At 57.5% G+C, this 17,673-nt stretch carries 18 protein-coding genes; 12 read left to right on the top strand and 6 right to left on the bottom strand.

Features of this window, described 5'->3' with window-relative positions; all coding sequences use genetic code 11:
• Positions 1-3: 3 nt before the first annotated feature.
• The 6 genes from MED193_RS10150 to MED193_RS10125 all read right to left on the bottom strand — a co-directional run bounded on the left by MED193_RS10150 (position 4) and on the right by MED193_RS10125 (position 8,070).
• Positions 4-2,955: a 2-oxoglutarate dehydrogenase E1 component gene (locus tag MED193_RS10150; RefSeq protein WP_009809626.1), complete on the bottom strand. Its 2,952-nt coding sequence runs from the start codon at positions 2,953-2,955 to the stop codon at positions 4-6.
• Between the two features lie 274 nt (positions 2,956-3,229).
• Positions 3,230-4,114 (bottom strand): succinate--CoA ligase subunit alpha, encoded by an 885-nt coding sequence (sucD, locus tag MED193_RS10145; RefSeq protein ID WP_009809625.1) that lies wholly within the window; start codon positions 4,112-4,114, stop codon positions 3,230-3,232.
• A 76-nt stretch (positions 4,115-4,190) separates the two neighbouring features.
• On the bottom strand, positions 4,191-4,661 hold the full coding sequence (locus tag MED193_RS10140) for a hypothetical protein (RefSeq protein ID WP_157041327.1): 471 nt from the start codon (positions 4,659-4,661) through the stop codon (positions 4,191-4,193).
• Between the two features lie 6 nt (positions 4,662-4,667).
• The gene (gene sucC, locus MED193_RS10135) at positions 4,668-5,861 is read right to left on the bottom strand and encodes an ADP-forming succinate--CoA ligase subunit beta (protein ID WP_009809623.1); all 1,194 of its coding nucleotides are present in this window, start codon (positions 5,859-5,861) and stop codon (positions 4,668-4,670) included.
• Positions 5,862-6,215: 354 nt separating this feature from the next.
• Positions 6,216-7,178 carry a malate dehydrogenase gene (gene mdh / locus MED193_RS10130; protein ID WP_009809622.1) on the bottom strand — a complete coding sequence of 321 codons (963 nt, stop codon included), beginning with the start codon at positions 7,176-7,178 and terminating at the stop codon, positions 6,216-6,218.
• A gap of 574 nt (positions 7,179-7,752) precedes the next feature.
• Positions 7,753-8,070 (bottom strand): hypothetical protein, encoded by a 318-nt coding sequence (locus tag MED193_RS10125; protein WP_009809621.1) that lies wholly within the window; start codon positions 8,068-8,070, stop codon positions 7,753-7,755.
• A 464-nt stretch (positions 8,071-8,534) separates the two neighbouring features.
• On the opposite strand from MED193_RS10125, the gene MED193_RS10120 reads away from it, so the two are divergent.
• From MED193_RS10120 to MED193_RS23070, 12 genes are all read left to right on the top strand, one after another.
• Positions 8,535-9,389, top strand: a complete 855-nt coding sequence (locus MED193_RS10120) for a CoA ester lyase (protein WP_009809619.1) — start codon at positions 8,535-8,537, stop codon at positions 9,387-9,389.
• 34 nt (positions 9,390-9,423) lie between these two features.
• Positions 9,424-9,972 carry an NnrU family protein gene (locus MED193_RS10115; RefSeq protein WP_009809618.1) on the top strand — a complete coding sequence of 183 codons (549 nt, stop codon included), beginning with the start codon at positions 9,424-9,426 and terminating at the stop codon, positions 9,970-9,972.
• A 3-nt stretch (positions 9,973-9,975) separates the two neighbouring features.
• Positions 9,976-10,179, top strand: coding sequence for a DUF1737 domain-containing protein (locus tag MED193_RS10110; RefSeq protein WP_009809617.1), 204 nt, complete (start codon positions 9,976-9,978; stop codon positions 10,177-10,179).
• Positions 10,179-11,225, top strand: coding sequence for a MaoC family dehydratase (locus MED193_RS10105; RefSeq protein WP_009809616.1), 1,047 nt, complete (start codon positions 10,179-10,181; stop codon positions 11,223-11,225). Before MED193_RS10110 ends, MED193_RS10105 begins: the two co-directional genes overlap by 1 nt.
• Positions 11,226-11,367: 142 nt before the next feature.
• A complete protein-coding gene (locus tag MED193_RS10100) occupies positions 11,368-12,156 on the top strand; it encodes a DUF1194 domain-containing protein (RefSeq protein WP_009809615.1) in 789 nt (262 codons plus the stop codon).
• Positions 12,157-12,311: 155 nt separating this feature from the next.
• The gene (sdhC, locus tag MED193_RS10095) at positions 12,312-12,695 is read left to right on the top strand and encodes a succinate dehydrogenase, cytochrome b556 subunit (RefSeq protein WP_009809614.1); all 384 of its coding nucleotides are present in this window, start codon (positions 12,312-12,314) and stop codon (positions 12,693-12,695) included.
• A 10-nt stretch (positions 12,696-12,705) separates the two neighbouring features.
• Positions 12,706-13,077: a succinate dehydrogenase, hydrophobic membrane anchor protein gene (gene sdhD / locus MED193_RS10090; protein ID WP_009809613.1), complete on the top strand. Its 372-nt coding sequence runs from the start codon at positions 12,706-12,708 to the stop codon at positions 13,075-13,077.
• Positions 13,078-13,089: 12 nt separating this feature from the next.
• Complete coding sequence (sdhA, locus tag MED193_RS10085; RefSeq protein ID WP_009809612.1) at positions 13,090-14,895, top strand: succinate dehydrogenase flavoprotein subunit; 1,806 nt, start codon at positions 13,090-13,092, stop codon at positions 14,893-14,895.
• A 1-nt stretch (position 14,896) separates the two neighbouring features.
• Positions 14,897-15,124, top strand: coding sequence for a hypothetical protein (locus tag MED193_RS10080; protein WP_009809611.1), 228 nt, complete (start codon positions 14,897-14,899; stop codon positions 15,122-15,124).
• 25 nt (positions 15,125-15,149) lie between these two features.
• Entirely contained in the window at positions 15,150-16,010 is an 861-nt protein-coding gene (locus MED193_RS10075; protein WP_254655449.1) for a hypothetical protein, read from the top strand.
• 156 nt (positions 16,011-16,166) lie between these two features.
• The gene (locus MED193_RS10070) at positions 16,167-16,946 is read left to right on the top strand and encodes a succinate dehydrogenase iron-sulfur subunit (RefSeq protein ID WP_009809609.1); all 780 of its coding nucleotides are present in this window, start codon (positions 16,167-16,169) and stop codon (positions 16,944-16,946) included.
• 210 nt (positions 16,947-17,156) lie between these two features.
• A complete protein-coding gene (locus tag MED193_RS23070) occupies positions 17,157-17,321 on the top strand; it encodes a hypothetical protein (RefSeq protein ID WP_198133862.1) in 165 nt (54 codons plus the stop codon).
• Positions 17,322-17,673: the final 352 nt, after the last annotated feature.

Genomic DNA, 17,673 nt, shown 5'->3' with positions numbered 1-17,673 from the left:
TCCTCAGATGGTCAGCGCGTCGTTCACGAGCGCAGCTTGTTGGGCTTTATGTTGGCTGGCGAGGCCGGTTGCAGGCGAGGCCGAGGTGGCACGGCCAACGTAGGCTGGACGGGTGTGCTTTGCCTTGATGCGGCTCAGCACCCATTCGATATTGGGTTCGATAAAGGTCCAGGCCCCCTGGTTTTTAGGCTCTTCCTGGCACCAGACCATTTCGGCTCCTTTGAAACGCTCTAGTTCCTTGACCAGCGAGATCGCCGGGAAAGGGTAGAACTGCTCAATCCGCATTAGGTAGATGTCATCAATGCCGCGGGCGTCGCGCTCTTCCAGCAGATCGTAGTAGACCTTGCCAGAGCACATGACGACTCGCTTGATCTTTTCATCTTTGACCAGCTTGGTGTCGGAGTTGCCATGTTGGGCATCATCCCAGAGCACCCGGTGGAAACTGGAGCCGGTGGTGAACTCCTCGGCCTTGCTGACAGCCAGCTTGTGACGCAGCAGCGACTTTGGAGTCACCAGCATAAGCGGCTTACGGAAGGAACGGTGCAGCTGACGGCGCAGGATGTGGAAGTAGTTCGCCGGTGTGGTACAGTTTGCGACAATCCAGTTGTCTTGACCACACATTTGCAAGAACCGCTCCAATCGCGCCGAGGAGTGTTCGGGTCCCTGACCTTCAAACCCGTGTGGCATCAGGCAGACCAGACCGGACATCCGCAGCCATTTGCTTTCACCGGATGAGATAAACTGGTCAAACATGATCTGTGCGCCATTGGCAAAATCGCCAAACTGAGCTTCCCAGAGGGTCAGCGCGTTTGGTTCCGCCAGCGAATAGCCATATTCAAAGCCCAATACCGCATATTCAGACAGGGCCGAGTCGATCACGTCATAGTGTGACTGCCCCGCACGGATATTGTTGAGCGGGAAATACCGTTCCTCAGTGTCTTGGTTGATGATACCGGAATGGCGTTGCGAGAAGGTGCCACGGGTGGCGTCCTGTCCAGCCAGACGCACAGGGAACCCCTCGGTCAGCAGTGAGCCGAAGGCCAAAGCTTCGCCTGTGGCCCAGTCAAAGCCCTCGCCGGTTTCAAACATCTTGCCACGGGTCGCCAGGAAGCGACCAACGGTTTTATGCATCGGAAAGCCCTCAGGCACCGAAGCGAGGCTTTTCCCGATTTCTGCCATGGTTTCGGGATCAATCGAGGTTTTACCGCGCTGGTAGTCCTCATCTTTTTTGTCCAGATGCGACCAGCGCCCATCCAGCCAATCGGCCTTGTTGGGTTTGTAGTCTTTGCCGATCTCGAACTCTTCGTTCAGGTGTGCCTGGAAAGAGGCCTTCATGTCCTCGATCTCGCCCTCAGGGATCAGCCCGTCTTTTACCAGACGCTCTGTGTAGAGGCTGAGCGTGGTTTTATGGCCCTTGATCTTCTTGTACATCAACGGGTTGGTGAACATGGGCTCGTCGCCCTCGTTGTGACCAAAGCGGCGGTAGCAGAAGATGTCGAGGACAACATCTTTGTGGAACTTCTGGCGGAACTCAGTGGCGACCTTGGCGGCATGCACAACCGCCTCTGGGTCGTCGCCATTGACGTGGAAGATCGGCGCCTCAACCACCAGCGCGTTGTCGGTGGGGTAGGGAGAGGAGCGCGAGAAATGCGGCGCGGTGGTGAAACCGATCTGGTTGTTCACCACGATATGCATGGTACCGCCGGTCTTGTGACCCTTGAGGCCGGAGAGCGCAAAGCATTCTGCGACGACCCCCTGGCCGGCAAAGGCCGCATCACCGTGCAACAGGATCGACAGAACCTTGGTGCGATCTGCGTCGTTTTTCTGATCCTGCTTGGCGCGGACCTTGCCCAAAACAACCGGGTTCACCGCCTCCAGATGCGAGGGGTTTGCCGTCAGGCTGAGATGGACGTTGTTGCCATCAAATTCCCGGTCTGACGAGGCGCCGAGGTGATATTTCACATCGCCAGAGCCATCGACATCTTCGGGTTTGAACGAGCCGCCCTGGAATTCATTGAAGATGGCGCGATAGGGTTTCTGCATCACATTGGCCAGCACCGACAAACGACCCCGGTGGGGCATACCGATGACAATCTCTTCGATGCCGAGATTGCCGCCGCGTTTGATGATCTGCTCCATCGCTGGGATCAGGCTTTCGCCGCCATCCAGACCAAAGCGCTTGGTGCCCATGTATTTCACATGCAGGAACTTCTCGAACCCTTCGGCCTCAACCATCTTGTTGAGGATCGCTTTGCGGCCTTCGCGGGTGAATTTGATTTCCTTGTCGTAGCCCTCAATGCGCTCTTTCAGCCAGGCCGATTGCGCCGGGTCAGAAATATGCATGTATTGCAGCGCAAAGGTGCCGCAGTAGGTGCGTTTGACGATATCAACGATCTGGCGCATCGAGGCAACCTGCAGACCCAGAACATTGTCGATGAAGATCGGGCGATCCATATCGGCTTCCATAAAGCCATAGCTTTGCGGATCCAGCTCGGGATGTGGTTCATCCGAACGCATGGCCAGTGGGTCAAGGTCGGCGGCCAGATGGCCCCGGATCCGGTAGGCGCGGATCAGCATCAGAGCACGGATGGAATCCAGCACCGCACGTTGGATCTGCTCGTCCGAGACCTCGACGCCGACCTTGGCGGCCTTCTCGGCGATCTTTTTGCCAGCGGCTTTGGTTTCGACCGGGGCAGGCCATTCGCCTGTCAACGCAGCGGTCAAATCATCCGTAGGGGCGGGCGGCCAGTCGCCACGCGCCCAGGAGGGGCCTGCGGCCTCTGCCTTCACATCAAGTTCTGCATCGCCCATCTGGCGGAAGAACTCACCCCAGGCGGCATCTACCGCTGAGGGGTCGGTGGCGTATTGCGCGTAGAGCTGCTCCAGATATTCGGCATTGTGCCCCTGCATGAAAGAGGAGGCGTGGAACAGGTCGTTGGGGGAGTTGTCTGTCATGGATGTTCTCACTGCAGAGGATCAGAGACTGGGTTGTGAAATAGAGCAGGTTTGGTTGGTCAAATGGCTTTGACCAATGGGTATAGGGCAGATGTGTTTCGCAATGCTTACGGAGTTTTTTGCAGATGGCGGGCGCGTAGCTCCACCGGTCGACAGGCCTGCAGTTACCTGTTGTTTGTATCGAAAGCCCAGAATTTTGGGTGCCTGCGTCATGTCTGCCTGCCGTTTTCGAGTGGGTAGGCCGGGGCGCGCTCTGCGCCCCGGCGGGTAGTCATTAGCCTTTGATCGCTTTCAGCACGGCTTCGCCCAGGCCCGCGGGGCTTTCGGCGACAACGATGCCAGCGGAACGCATGGCTTCGATCTTGTCCTCGGCTCCACCTTTGCCACCGGCAACAATCGCGCCAGCGTGGCCCATACGGCGGCCGGGAGGGGCTGTACGGCCGGCGATAAAGCCAGCGACAGGCTTCCAACGGCCTTTCTTCTTCTGCTCGGCGAGGAACTCAGCGGCTTCTTCTTCTGCTGAGCCACCGATCTCACCGATCATGATGATGGATTCTGTTTCATCATCATCCAGGAACAGGTCCAGCACGTCGATGTGTTCGGTGCCTTTGATGGGGTCGCCACCAATGCCCACGGCCGAAGACTGGCCCAAACCAATGTCAGAAGTCTGTTTCACAGCTTCATAGGTTAGGGTGCCGGAGCGCGATACAACACCCACGCTCCCGCGTTTGTGAATGTGGCCGGGCATGATGCCGATCTTGCAGGCGTCAGGGGTGATCACGCCGGGGCAGTTGGGGCCGATCAGGCGCGATTTGGAACCTTCCAGTGCGCGCTGCACCTTCATCATGTCCAGAACCGGGATGCCTTCGGTGATGCAGACGATCAGTTCCATCTCGGCGTCGATCGCTTCGAGGATCGAGTCGGCGGCAAAGGGGGGCGGCACGTAGATCACAGAGGCATTGGCCTCGGTCACGTGCTTGGCTTCGTGCACGGAGTTGAAGACCGGCAGGTTCAGGTGGCTCTGGCCGCCTTTGCCTGGGGTTACACCGCCAACCATTTTGGTGCCATAGGCGATGGCCTGTTCAGAATGAAAGGTGCCCTGCGAGCCGGTGAAGCCCTGACAGATGACCTTGGTGTTTTCGTCGATGAGGACTGCCATTTGGCGTTCTCCTTGTTTGTTCGTTTAGCGGAGCAAGCCGCAAATTGAGTTAGCGCCTTTACAAATCGAGGTTTGGTCAGCGCTTGCCTCGGATTACGATGATCGATGTCGGTCCCAAGCTGTCGGTAAAAAGCTCACCTAGAACACCGCTTTTCTCCAATTCAGCGGTTAGTCTTACGCCCTTTCTTTGGGCGCGAATGACGTGCACCCCCATTGAAACAAGGGCAGCTTGTGCTGCGTCAGAAAGTTCGCGGGTGCTTGATTTCAAACGAAGGTTGGCGTGGCAAAAAGGGACTGTCTCATTGCCGTCACCATTCTGAGCCTTCACAAACACTTGCTCGCTCACCCAATTCCCATCGCTGGTTGGTTCAAAGCCCAATGATACCAGTTCGTCCTGAATTTTGCTGAAGTCAGGAAATGCGGCAACACAAGTCTTTTGAAACACATCCAACAGATGCGCATACTCTGCTTTCTGCGCAGAACCCGCCAAGGCGGCGGAGGTGCACATTGCAAAAGTCAGAGCGAAACAGAGCGAGCGACGAACCAACAGTCTTTACCCTTTTACCGCTTTCACGATCTTCTCGGCGCCGTCAGACAGGTTGTCGGCTGCGATCACGTCAAGACCAGAGGTGTTGATGATCTCTTTACCGGCTTCCACATTGGTGCCTTCAAGACGGACAACCAGCGGAACCTGCAGGCCGACTTCCTTCACCGCGGCAACCACGCCCTCGGCAATCACATCACAGCGCATGATGCCGCCGAAGATGTTGACCAGGATGCCTTTGACGTTGGGGTCAGAGGTGATGATCTTGAAGGCCTCGGTGACTTTCTCTTTGGTGGCGCCGCCACCCACGTCGAGGAAGTTTGCAGGCTCAGCGCCGTAAAGCTTGATGATGTCCATTGTGGCCATCGCGAGGCCGGCACCGTTCACCATGCAGCCGATCTCACCGTCGAGCGCGATGTAGTTCAGGTCATACTTGGAGGCTTCCAGCTCTTTGGGGTCTTCTTCGGTGGTGTCGCGCAGCTCTGCCACATCAGGGTGACGGTAGATGGCGTTGCCGTCAAAGCTGACCTTGGCGTCGAGCACCTTGATGTCGCCGGAGTCGGAAACGATCAGCGGGTTGATCTCCAGCATCTCCATGTCTTTTTCGACAAAGGCCTGGTAGAGCTGACCCATCAGTTTGACGCATTGCTTGATCTGCGCGCCCTCAAGGCCGAGCGAGAAGGCGATGCGGCGGCCGTGATAGGCCTGATAGCCGGTGGCCGGATCAACGCTGAAGGAAAGAATTTTTTCAGGGGTTGCTGCCGCCACTTCCTCGATGTCCATGCCGCCCTCGGTGGAGCAGACAAAGGAGATGCGCGAGGTTTGACGATCAACCAGCAGCGCCAGGTAGAGTTCGGTCTGAATGCCGGAGCCCGCTTCGATATAGATGCGGTTCACCTGTTTGCCCACTGGGCCGGTCTGATGTGTGACCAGGGTGCGGCCCAACATCTTTTTGGCTTCTTCCGAGGCTTCCTCGACCGATTTGGTCAGGCGGACACCGCCTTTTTCACCGGCATCGGCTTCTTTGAAGGAGCCCTTGCCGCGACCGCCGGCATGGATCTGCGCCTTTACCACCCAAAGCGGGCCGTCAAGCTCGCCTGCTGCGGTTTTGGCTTCGTCGGCCTTCAGCACGACGCGGCCGTCTGAAACAGGCGCTCCGTAGCTGCGAAGGAGGGCCTTGGCCTGATATTCGTGGATGTTCATGAGAAACTGTCCCGTCTGGCTTCAATAATCTCTGTCATAACGCCGTCATATGCCAAATGTTTAAAGGCTTTTTTGACGTCTCACAGGGAAATGATGAAGATTTTCGGGTTTTGTGATCACGGCTTTCGAGCGTGTGATCACAAATTTACAAATGCCTAATTCATTTGATTCGTACCGTATCGTCCGGCCAAAAACGACATGTGCAAGAAGGCAACGACGCAGGCGACGGAGCGCGGCCGTCCTGGCCTATGCCCAAAGTCGGCCCAAGGTGGGGTCGGGGCAAATGAAAATGCACGCCCCAACTGGAGCGTGCACGATTATTTTTGGCTGCGGCGCATACCGCTGCTGGATGGGTTAGGCCAATGAACCGTCGATACCTTTGCAGGCGTCAACCAGTCCCTGAACCGCGGCAACAGAGGTGTCGAACATTTCCTGCTCTTCTTTGTTGAGCTTGATGTTGACAACCTTTTCAACGCCGCCGGCGCCAATCACGGTGGGCACGCCGACATACATGTCGTTGACGCCAAGGTCGCCGTCACAGTAGGCGGCGCAGGGCAGAACGCGTTTCTGGTCTTTCAGATAGGCTTCGGCCATTTCAATCGCCGAGGCCGCAGGCGCATAGAAGGCGGAGCCGGTTTTCAGCAGGCCAACGATTTCGGCGCCACCGTCACGGGTACGCTGAACCATAGCGTCCAGTTTCTCCTGGGTAGTCCAGCCCATGTCGATCAGATCGGGCAGCGGGATACCGGCAACGGTGGAATAACGCACTGACGGCACCATGGTGTCACCGTGGCCGCCCAGAACAAAGGCGGTTACGTCACGCATGGAGACGTTGAATTCTTCGGCCAGGAAGTGGCGGAAACGCGCAGAATCGAGCACACCAGCCATGCCGCAGACCTTGTTGGTGGGCAGGCCAGAGAATTTCTGCAGCGCCCAGACCATCGCGTCCAGCGGGTTGGTGATACAGATGACAAAGGCGTCTGGTGCGTGGGCCGCGATGCCTTCACCAACAGATTTCATCACCTTCAGGTTGATACCCAGCAGGTCATCCCGGCTCATGCCAGGCTTACGTGCGACACCGGCGGTAACGATGCAGACATCGGCGCCAGCAATGGCAGAGTAATCGCTGGAGCCAGACATGGCCGCATCGATTTTCTCAACAGGGCCGGATTGGGCGATGTCGAGCGCTTTGCCCTGGGGAAGGCCGTCCGCGATGTCAAACAGGACGACGTCGCCGAGTTCTTTGATTGCTGCGAGATGGGCGAGCGTGCCGCCGATGTTGCCTGCGCCAATTAGCGCGATCTTGGGTCTGGCCATGGGGATTTCTCTCCGGTCCGGTTGAAATTGGGGGGATGCCTACGCCCTCACGCGCGCCCGCGCAAGGGTTCTGCGCTGCGGCATATCGCAAGAGGAGAGCGAATCTCCGGGGTGGAGGAGGTCAAAAAGGCTTGCAAATAAGGGGGATGGGGCCATCAGTTTTGGCTACAGTTGTTGCTATGTTTTTCGCATTTAGCAGCAAAGGAGGCGCATTTGGGAGATGTCACCGCGGTTTCGCAGGGCAACAAAATGCGCCGCTATCCCATAGCAAGTGTCGATTCTGGGTCTGTCAGGAGGGAGGTCAGCCGCTGTTGCGGCCGCGCCACTTGTGGGGCAATGGCGGGCCATAACAGGGCATGATGAGGAATTGTGGTGAGCGTACGGTGCCTTCCTCTGGATGCACCTCTGCAAACAGGTCACAAGATCTTAGACCATGTAATCTTAGACCATGTATATGGGGGGGGATTCACCTATCGCGCCGCCCCAACTTTCGAAGGGGCATGCGAAGGTTTTAGGCCTACATTAGAGGTTGCGGCACATGTGCAGAAGGGGGGCGCCCTGTTGGAAACGGGGGTCAGGCGTCGTTATCCGTGGTGGGCACTGCTTCAGCCAGGGCTTCAAAGGATTGCCCTGATGCCATCAAGCAGGTCATGCCGGTGGGCATGGTGACAGTGATGGTCCAGCTGCCGCTTTCGGCAGAGGCGAAGGTCTCCATGACCATGCCTTGTTGGCCTATGCCGATGGCCTGACGGCTTTCGCCATATTTCTCGGCGAGACGTTCAACGACAACCTCGCGGGGGGCGCAATTGCGGCCCTGTGCAAGTGCAGGGGAGGTGGCCATGAGGCTCGCGGTAAAGCCCAGTGCAGATAGGCCAAGTACAGTTTTAAACATCGTCTTCTCCTTGGGTTTTACCCTTTGCGGAACGGCTGACCTGAGAGAGAGCGGTCTCGTGACCTCTCTTTCGAACCGACCAGATCAGGACCGGATTCAATTGACGTAATGGTTATGCAGGCCTTTGGCCCAGTCTTTCCAAAAGGGCATTTTGCCCGCGCCGAGACCTATCACTTTGTGAACCTAGGCCCTAAAAATAAGGGCTTTGATCCCGATGGGGTCTCCGGCCAACACGGCCGCTGCGATACATAAACTGTGCCAAGGACACTTTGAAAAAGAGTTAATCCGCCGGGCCTGGCTGACTGAAGTCAATGCTTAAGAAAAATATCCTTCTTTCGAGGCGGCTTAGCACTGTGTCTAATATGTGTCGCAGGGTCGATTCTGCGATGCGGCATGAATGCTCTTGAAAGTTTTCGCCCGAATCTATACCCGTTTGCGCAACAAAATAACCTGGAGGCTTCCTGATGGATCCGCGCACACGCCCTTATCGTTCGGTACTCTACATCCCTGGCTCCAAGCCTCGCGCCCTTGAAAAGGCCAAGACCCTGCCAGTGGATGCTGTGATCTTTGATCTTGAGGACGCGGTCTCGGTTGAAGAAAAGGAAAATGCGCGCGATACACTGGCCGCGGCTCTGGCCGAGGGTGGATATGGCGCGCGTGTTCGGATCGTGCGGATCAATGGCTTTGACACGCCCTGGGGCAAGGATGACGCCCGGGCGGCCGCAGCGATGGACTGTGATGCGATCCTGCTGCCAAAGGTATCGAGCCCGGCAGACCTGGACGCGCTGGCCGAAGTCACCGGCGACAAGCCTCTTTGGGCGATGATGGAGACGCCGCGCGGTATGCTGAATGCAGCTGAGATCGCGGCCCATCCCAAGTTGCAGGGGATGGTCATGGGCACCAATGACTTGGCGAAGGAGCTGCAGACACGGTTCCGTGCGGACCGTTTGCCGATGATGGCAGGCCTCGGTCTGTGCCTGTTGGCCGCCAAGGCTGAAGGGCTGATCATTGTGGATGGTGTCTATAATGCCTTCAAGGATGATGAGGGGCTGCGCCTGGAGAGCACCCAGGGCCGTGACATGGGATTCGATGGTAAGACTCTGATCCACCCGGCGCAGGTTGCAGTCGCGAATGAAGCCTTTGCCCCGAGCCAGGCAGAAATTGATCTGGCCCGCCGCCAGATTACTGCGTTCGAAGAGACCGAGGCATCGGGGCAGGGCGTGGCTGTGGTGGACGGCAAAATCGTCGAAAACCTGCATGTGGCGACCGCCCGAGAAATTCTCGCAAAAGCGGATGCAATTGCCGCGATTTCCGCCTAGGTGTTAACCAAGTTAACATCTTAGGGAGACTGACATGACACTTCTGGTTCTAGGCATCCTGCTGTGGTGGGGGGCGCATCTGTTTAAGCGCTTGTCCCCTGGTATGCGCGCATCCATGGGCGATAGGGGAAAGGGTGTGGTCGCCATTGCTATTGTGGCGAGCATCGTTTTGATGGTGCTGGGCTACCGGTCGGCTGAAAGTTTCGAGCTGGGGCTATATCCGCCGTTTTTTAAGCATATCAACAATCTTTTGGTGCTGCTGGCGCTCTATTTCACCAGCCCTGGCCCCTCCAAGGGCGCGATCTTTTACAAGATGCGCCACCCAATGTTGTTTGGTTTTTCGCTTTGGGCGATCGCTCACCTGCTGGTCAACTGGGATCCGGCCTCCTTTGTACTGTTTGGCGGTTTGCTGATCTGGGCCCTGGTCGAAATGGTGGTGATCAACCGCGCCGAGCCTGACTGGACACCGAATCCCAAGGGCAGCATTGCAAAGGATGGCATGTTCTTTGTGGCCTCTGTGGTGCTGCTGGCGGTGATTGGCTATGTGCATGGGCTGGTTGGCCCGTCGCCATTTGGGAGCTGACCTATGAAGCTTTATCGTTTCCTCAGCGAAGACGACACGTCCGCCTTTTGCCACAAGGTGACCGATGCGCTGAACAAAGGGTGGGAGCTGCATGGCGGCCCTACCCAGACCTTTGATCCTGTCAAAGGCATCATGCGCTGCGGTCAATCTGTGGTGAAGGAGGTGGATGGCACCTACACACCTGAGACAAAACTGGGAGAACACTGATGGCCAAGACCAGCGCGGCAAAGACCAATTCCGGTCGCTTTTTCGAAGACTACGCCCTGGGGGATGTAATCACCCATGCGGTGCCCCGCACCGTTTCGGGAGGAGAGCGTGCCCTGTATCACGCGCTCTACCCGGCGCGGCATGCGCTCTATTCTTCGGATGAATTTGCCCGCCGCTCTGGTCTGCCAAAAGCGCCACTGGATGATCTGGCGGCTTTCCACATCGTGTTTGGCAAAACCGTTCCTGATGTTTCGCTGAACGCGGTGGCCAACCTTGGTTATGCCGAGGGGCGCTGGCTCCTGCCGGTCTATGAGGGAGACACGCTGCGCTCGGAAAGCGAAGTGATCGGTGTCAAGCAGAACTCCAATGGCAAATCCGGCGTTGTCTATGTGCGTACCAAGGGTCTGAACCAGCGCGACGAGACGGTGATGGAATATGTCCGCTGGGTCATGGTGCGCAAAGGCAATCTGGACGCGCCCGCTCCCGAAACCGTGCTGCCGGATCTGGCAAAGGTCATTCCTGCCGATCAACTGGTGGTCCCTGCGGGTCTGGATTTCAGCGGCTATGACTTTGATCTCGCGGGGGAGGCCCACAGTTGGGGTGACTACGCAGTTGGCGAGACCATCAACCACGTGGATGGTGTCACCATCGAGGAGGCCGAGCATATGCTCGCCACGCGTCTATGGCAGAACACCGCCAAGGTGCATTTCGACAATACCGCCCGCCCTGATGGCACGCGGCTGATTTATGGTGGTCATGTGATTTCGATGGCGCGGGCGCTCTCCTTTAATGGGCTGGCCAATGCGCAGATAATTGTTGGCCTCAACGGTGGCGCCCATGCCAACCCATGCCTGTCCGGCACCACCATCCGGGCCTGGTCAGAGGTGTTGGATAAGGCCGAGACCGATGCCCCTGGCGTTGGTGCCATTCGCCTGCGTCTCGTGGCCACCAAAGGTGGCGAACCCTTTGCGTTGAAAGGCGAGGATGGCAAATACCTGCCCGAGGTCCTGCTGGATCTGGACTATTGGGCCTTGATGCCAAAGTAACGCCCATGGGGCTGAACCAGGTTTTTTAAGCAGGCCAGGCAGACAGCTGCCTGGCCTGTGGTTTTTTCGAAGGTGATCACAGCTCTGTGTTTGTCCTACATCAGGGGTGACGACAGGGCATCTTCTTGCCTAGAGTTTTTGGATGAGGTTCAAAGCCAGACTCTTTGCTGCTGTTTTACTTGCCTTGCCCTTGCCAGGTTGGGCCTGTGATCTGGCGCTGGTGCTGGCGGTGGATGTTTCGGGTTCGGTAGATGCGACTGAATACCGTATCCAGATGGACGGTCTGGCAGCGGGTCTGCGTGACGGGGTGGTGTCTGAGGCCCTGGTAAATGCCCAGGCGCAGGTGACTCTGATCCAATGGTCCGGACGGGCGCGGCAAGAGATTTCCATCCCCTGGACGCCAACCCGAACCTTTGATGAGGTCGAGGCACTGGCCAGGGCGGTGGAAACTGTCCCACGACCCTGGCGCAATTTTTCCACTGCCTTGGGTGAGGCGCTGTTACTGGGCCTGACCCAGATCACCGAGGGGCCAGACTGCAAACGCCGAGTGATTGATCTGTCCGGCGACGGACCCTCAAACGAGGGGGTGGAACCCGGCACGCTCAAACGCTTGATGCGGCAGGCGGAGGTCACGGTGAATGCCATCGCCATTGAGCAAAGCGAGCCGGAACTCACGGCCTATTTCTATGAACATGTGATCCAGGGCGAGGGCGCTTTTGTCGAAACCGCTCGCAGTTTTAGCGATTACCCAGAGAAAATTCGTCGCAAGCTGGTCCGTGAGGTAGCGCGCAAAACGGCGCAAATCCAACCCGCCCCTGAGCCGGTTAATCGCGCATCGCTTTTGCCGCTAAACCGGCCTCTAAACCGCGCGTTTCAGGGGGAAGCACAGGAAATTCGGCTAGGGAGGGCTGATTCTGCAAAACAATTTTAGTAAGACATTTTTGTGATCACTGGGTGGTTACCTGTGATCACGAAATGTGTTTTTTTGCAAAACAGGTCAAATAACCGCAGAAATTTACCCGCTGTTTGCGTGACAGGACGTAAAAATCCGCTAAAACGTCGTCAGCTAACTGGAAAGGAGCCAACATGGCCGATGTAAATCGGGGCAATCGCCCGCTTTCGCCGCATTTGTCGATCTATCGCCCGCAGATGACCTCGCTATCCTCGATCCTCACCCGGATTACAGGCAATGCGTTGATTATCTCGGTGATGCTGATTGTCTGGTGGCTCCTCGCGGCGGCGACTTCGCCTGCCTATTTTGCCACTGCCAACGGAGTGATGACCTCTTGGTTCGGCGATATCGTGCTGGCGCTGTCGACGCTTGGCATCTGGTATCACTTCCTCGCCGGGCTGCGTCACCTCTATTTTGATGCGGGCCACGGGCTGGATATCGAAACAGCCGAAAAACTGGGCTGGGGCATGATGATCGGTTCGGTCGTCCTCACCGTAATCACCGTGATCGTGGTTTAAGGAGCAAGACATGCGTTATTTGACCGCTCGTAAACGCGCTGTTGGTAAGGGCGCCGCAGGCACCGGCACCGAACATCACTGGTACATGCAGGTGAGCGCCGTGGCGCTGGCCTTTTTGGTTCCGGCCTTCATCTATATCGTTGGATCCGCCATCGGCGGCACGCAGGAAGAGGTCTTGGCCACTTTTGCACGCCCCTTTCCGGCAATCCTAACCGGGCTTACGCTGTTTGTCGGCGTGATGCATTTTAACAAGGGCGCGCAGATGATGATCGAAGACTATGCGCGTGGCTCGATGCGTAAAGCGCTGATCATGTTTGTGATCGGCCTCAGCTACGCCACAATCGCCACTGGGGTTTTTGCCCTGGCCAAGATCGCGCTGTAAGGGACAAAAGAAATGGCTGCATACGAATACGAGACGCATGACTATGACGTCGTGGTCGTGGGTGCCGGCGGTGCCGGTCTGCGCGCAACTCTTGGCATGGCCGAGCAGGGTCTGCGCACTGCCTGTGTGACCAAGGTTTTCCCAACCCGCTCTCATACGGTGGCGGCGCAGGGCGGCATCGCCGCCTCGCTGAGCAACATGGGCCCAGACAACTGGCAGTGGCACATGTATGACACCGTCAAGGGCTCTGACTGGCTGGGCGATACGGACGCAATGGAATATCTCGCCCGTGAAGCGCCAAAGGCGGTTTATGAGCTGGAGCACTACGGCGTGCCATTCAGCCGGACCGAAGAGGGCAAGATCTACCAGCGTCCCTTTGGTGGCCACACCACCGAGTTTGGCGAAGGCCCCCCAGTGCAGCGGACCTGTGCCGCGGCGGACCGGACCGGCCACGCCATCCTGCACACGCTTTATGGTCAGTCGCTGAAGAACAACGCTGAATTCTACATCGAATATTTTGCCATCGACCTGATCATGTCGGACGATGGCGAATGTCAGGGCGTCGTCTGCTGGAAGCTTGATGACGGCACCATGCATGTCTTCAACGCCAAGATGGTTGTTCTGGCTACCGGCGGCTATGGCCGTGCCTTCTTCTCGGCGACCTCTGCCCATACCTGCACCGGCGATGGCGGCGGCATGGTGGCCCGTGCTGGTCTGGCGCTGCAGGATATGGAATTTGTCCAGTTCCACCCCACTGGCATCTATGGCTCTGGCTGCCTGATCACCGAGGGCGCACGCGGCGAAGGCGGTTATCTGACTAACTCTGAAGGCGAACGGTTCATGGAGCGCTATGCGCCGCAGTACAAAGACCTCGCCCCGCGCGACTATGTTTCGCGTTCGATGACCATGGAAATTCGCGAAGGCCGTGGCGTGGGCGCTGATGGCGACCATATCCACCTGAACCTCAGCCACCTGCCGCCTGAGGCCCTGGCCGAGCGTCTGCCGGGGATCTCTGAGAGCGCCAAGATTTTTGCCGGTGTTGATGTCACCAAAGAGCCGATCCCGGTTCTGCCAACGGTGCATTACAACATGGGCGGCATCCCCACCAACTATTGGGGCGAAGTGCTGAACCCAACCGCCGAAGATCCAACCGCTGTTGTGCCTGGCCTGATGGCTGTAGGCGAAGCGGGCTGTGCCTCGGTGCATGGGGCCAACCGTTTGGGCTCAAACTCGCTGATTGACCTCGTGGTCTTTGGCCGCGCCTCGGCCATCCGCGCCGGTAAGGTGGTCGACGCCGAAGCGCCCAATGCCACCTTGAACCAGGCGTCGGTTGATAAGGCCTTCGATCGTTTCGACACTCTGCGCAACGCCAATGGTGGCATAGCTACCGCGGATCTGCGGTTGGAAATGCAGCGCACCATGCAATCCGATGCGGCGGTGTTCCGTACAGATAAATCGCTGAAAGAGGGCGTCGAGAAGATGACCGTGATTGCGAGTAAGATGGATGACCTCAAGGTCACTGATCGCTCGCTGGTCTGGAACTCGGATCTGATGGAAACGTTGGAACTGGCCAACCTGATGCCAAATGCCCTGGCTACTATCCACGGTGCCGAGGCCCGTCGCGAAAGCCGCGGTGCCCACGCGCATGAGGATTACAGCACCCGCGATGATGAAAACTGGCGGGTGCATACCGTGAGCCGGGTTGAAGGTGAAAAGGTCGATCTGAGCTATCGGCCGGTGATCCTCGACCGTCTGACCACCGAAGATGAAGGCGGTATCAGCCTGGCGAAGATCGCGCCAAAAGCGCGGACCTTCTAATATGGTTGGATCCTGGGATACCAAAATGGTGCTGCTGGGCCTTATGGCTCTGCTCTTGTCGGCTTGTGCTGATCGCCAGGCATCCCAGGTGCCACTACCATGGGACTTTCCGCTGATGCCCGGCGATGCGGCTCTTTGGGAGACCTTGACGGTTGAACAACAGCAGCGAGCCTTGGCCTTCCTGTCGGATGGCTCGACCATTCGGTCCTCATTGATTGAGGACTATTAGAGTGGCGGCTGCGCTGGATATGCCCATGCCTGCAGAATGGCAGGCGCTTGGGCTAACGCCGGGGCTGAGCCTGCGGGTCTTTGGCATGCGCAGGTCCGGCAATCACGCCATTTTGTCCTGGCTCCAACGCAATGCGCCCCGTGGCCGGTCGGTGTTTTTGAACAATTGCAAGCCTGGCACTGATCCTTTGCACAGCTCTCGTGGGATTGAGGTCAACGGCGAGCATGCGTCGCAAAAACTGGCCAAGCGCGATCTGCCAAAAGTTACCTGCGATGCAGGCGACGGCGCGCTGCTTCTTGTCTCTTACGAAGACACCAGTCCAGCGGAATTTGGCATCTCTCGTCTGCCTTCTGGGAGCTTCAATGAGACGCTATTTTCGCATAACGTTCTAATTTACCGGAGCTTTTTGAACTGGTCTGCCTCTCTGTTGAAGAAGGTTCAGGCCAATTCCGGTTACACTCTGGTTCGGCGTAACGGGATCGTTCTGCGCACCATGGACAGCTACATCCGGCTGCTGGGGTTAGTGCGTCAGGCCCAGGAATTGGGGCTGGTCGCCATCTGCTATGACCGTTGGATGCGCAGCTCGGAGTACCGCGGCGAACTGTTGCGGCAGATTGGGCTGGTTGCGCAAGATAATAGTCTTGGTGAAGTACAGTCCTATGGCGGCGGCTCTTCATTTCAGAAACAGGCGCGTTCTGCTTCGGAGTTGCAAACAGACACCCGTTGGCAGCAGATGCAGGGCGATGCGGAATATCAGGCCCTGCTCCATCTGGCTGCCCGTGATCCGGTCTTGCTGAATGAACTGGAGGCCGTGTTCCCCGAAGACGCTGCCTTTCTGAAATCCGTTGCACAACAACAGCCTCTGCCGCAGGGAGAGGGCGCATGACCTCTGCCCTCGACCTCCCGCGCCAAACATCTGCCGCAGCTGCGGCACCATTTAAGCTTCGGAGGGACCTTTGGGTCCAGCCGGTCCATCCGATCTCCTGTCAGTCCGGGGCCCTAGCCCTTGGCGTGACAGGCAGCTAAGCAAGGAGAACGATCTATGGTCGAATTCGCACTTCCGAAAAATTCCAAGATCACCACGGGGAAGACGTGGCCCAAGCCCGAAGGCGCGACCAATGTGCGCAAGTTCAAGATCTATCGCTGGAACCCGGACGACGGCAAGAACCCGCAGGTGGACACCTATTTCCTGGATATGGACAAATGTGGGCCGATGATCCTGGACGCGCTGATCAAGATCAAAAACGAGATTGATCCAACCCTGACCTTCCGCCGGTCCTGTCGCGAAGGTATCTGTGGCTCCTGCGCCATGAACGTTGACGGGATCAATACGCTGGCCTGTATCTACGGGCTGGATGAGGTGAAAGGCGATGTCAAAATCTACCCGTTGCCTCATATGCCTGTGGTCAAGGATCTCATTCCCGATCTTACCCATTTCTACGCCCAGCATGCGTCGATCATGCCCTGGCTGGAAACCAAGACCAACGCCCCCGCCAAGGAATGGCGTCAGTCCATTGAGGATCGTAAAAAGCTGGACGGTCTTTATGAGTGCGTAATGTGCGCCAGCTGCTCGACCTCTTGCCCCAGCTACTGGTGGAACGGCGACAAATACCTTGGGCCAGCAGCGCTGCTGCACGCCTACCGCTGGATCATCGACAGCCGTGACGAGGCCACACCAGAGCGTCTGGATCAGCTGGAAGATCCGTTCAAGCTCTATCGCTGCCACACGATCATGAACTGCACCAAGACCTGCCCAAAGGGTCTGAACCCTGCCGAGGCGATCGCGCATATCAAACATATGATGGTTGATCGCGCCGTCTGATCTGTCGCGGCCTTTTGCGCCGGACTGTATTTTCTCAAACCCCCGGGCAGGAAACTGTGCGGGGGTTTTCGTTTCACAAGGAAAGCAATCACGGCAATTGCCCTGCACTAAATGCATGGCGAAACTGCAGTTTTGTCCGGTGTTGTTCGGTTCTGTCGGGCCTATATTGGTCGCAAGGGAGAGGTTTCAAACCGATCAGGACATAAGACAATGAAGACCGTAGAATTTCTGCCCGATACCGCTGCCGCCGCCAAAGCCAAGGCTGCTTTGCAGGATCTGGAACAGGCCTGGGCCTATTACACGCCTGAGGCACTGACGCAGAGCAAGGGCAGTGAAACCACTGAGGGTTTTGTACCCTATTACGACGCGGCCTGATAAGGGGCTGCGCTACTCAGAAACCTCCGACCTCCCTCGGTTCGGGGGTTTTTGTTTGAGCTGAAGCCAGACTGGCGTTACAGGGCTGGCATGCCTATTCTTCTGTTGCTGCTGCTCATGGGCGTTTTTGCCTATTTCATTTACCGTCGCAAGACGACGAGCCTGACCCGAGATTGCCGCTGGCGTCAGGAACGGAGCCAGAATCGCTGGCGCTGTAACAACTGTGGTGCTGTGAAGCCCGGTTCAACGGCCCCTCATGACTGTTTGCGTCGGCGCCTGTAGGTCAATATTGACGCCTGAGAGGCGGCTGGAGCGCGTCTCATAGCCGCTGTCCTCCGCTGACAGGGTCGTG

The sequence above is a fragment of the Roseobacter sp. MED193 genome, from assembly GCF_000152965.1.
In the GTDB taxonomy this organism is placed as follows: Bacteria; Pseudomonadota; Alphaproteobacteria; order Rhodobacterales; family Rhodobacteraceae; genus Pseudophaeobacter.
The sequence above is the reverse complement of the archived record's forward strand: the minus strand, read 5'-3'. Positions and strand labels throughout refer to the sequence as shown.

Bases quoted from the DNA above. Each gene is read 5' to 3' on its own strand.
- MED193_RS10070 (WP_009809609.1), top strand. From the start codon at position 16,167: ATGGTCGAATTCGCACTTCCGAAAAATTCCAAGATCACCACGGGGAAG.
- MED193_RS10110 (WP_009809617.1), top strand. From the start codon at position 9,976: ATGAAGCTTTATCGTTTCCTCAGCGAAGACGACACGTCCGCCTTTTGC.
- MED193_RS10075 (WP_254655449.1), top strand. From the start codon at position 15,150: ATGCCTGCAGAATGGCAGGCGCTTGGGCTAACGCCGGGGCTGAGCCTG.
- MED193_RS10080 (WP_009809611.1), top strand. From the start codon at position 14,897: ATGGTTGGATCCTGGGATACCAAAATGGTGCTGCTGGGCCTTATGGCT.
- MED193_RS23070 (WP_198133862.1), top strand. From the start codon at position 17,157: ATGAAGACCGTAGAATTTCTGCCCGATACCGCTGCCGCCGCCAAAGCC.
- mdh (WP_009809622.1), bottom strand. From the start codon at position 7,178: ATGGCCAGACCCAAGATCGCGCTAATTGGCGCAGGCAACATCGGCGGC.
- sucC (WP_009809623.1), bottom strand. From the start codon at position 5,861: ATGAACATCCACGAATATCAGGCCAAGGCCCTCCTTCGCAGCTACGGA.
- MED193_RS10100 (WP_009809615.1), top strand. From the start codon at position 11,368: ATGAGGTTCAAAGCCAGACTCTTTGCTGCTGTTTTACTTGCCTTGCCC.
- MED193_RS10115 (WP_009809618.1), top strand. From the start codon at position 9,424: ATGACACTTCTGGTTCTAGGCATCCTGCTGTGGTGGGGGGCGCATCTG.
- sdhA (WP_009809612.1), top strand. From the start codon at position 13,090: ATGGCTGCATACGAATACGAGACGCATGACTATGACGTCGTGGTCGTG.
- MED193_RS10150 (WP_009809626.1), bottom strand. From the start codon at position 2,955: ATGACAGACAACTCCCCCAACGACCTGTTCCACGCCTCCTCTTTCATG.
- MED193_RS10125 (WP_009809621.1), bottom strand. From the start codon at position 8,070: ATGTTTAAAACTGTACTTGGCCTATCTGCACTGGGCTTTACCGCGAGC.
- sdhC (WP_009809614.1), top strand. From the start codon at position 12,312: ATGGCCGATGTAAATCGGGGCAATCGCCCGCTTTCGCCGCATTTGTCG.
- MED193_RS10105 (WP_009809616.1), top strand. From the start codon at position 10,179: ATGGCCAAGACCAGCGCGGCAAAGACCAATTCCGGTCGCTTTTTCGAA.
- sucD (WP_009809625.1), bottom strand. From the start codon at position 4,114: ATGGCAGTCCTCATCGACGAAAACACCAAGGTCATCTGTCAGGGCTTC.
- MED193_RS10120 (WP_009809619.1), top strand. From the start codon at position 8,535: ATGGATCCGCGCACACGCCCTTATCGTTCGGTACTCTACATCCCTGGC.
- sdhD (WP_009809613.1), top strand. From the start codon at position 12,706: ATGCGTTATTTGACCGCTCGTAAACGCGCTGTTGGTAAGGGCGCCGCA.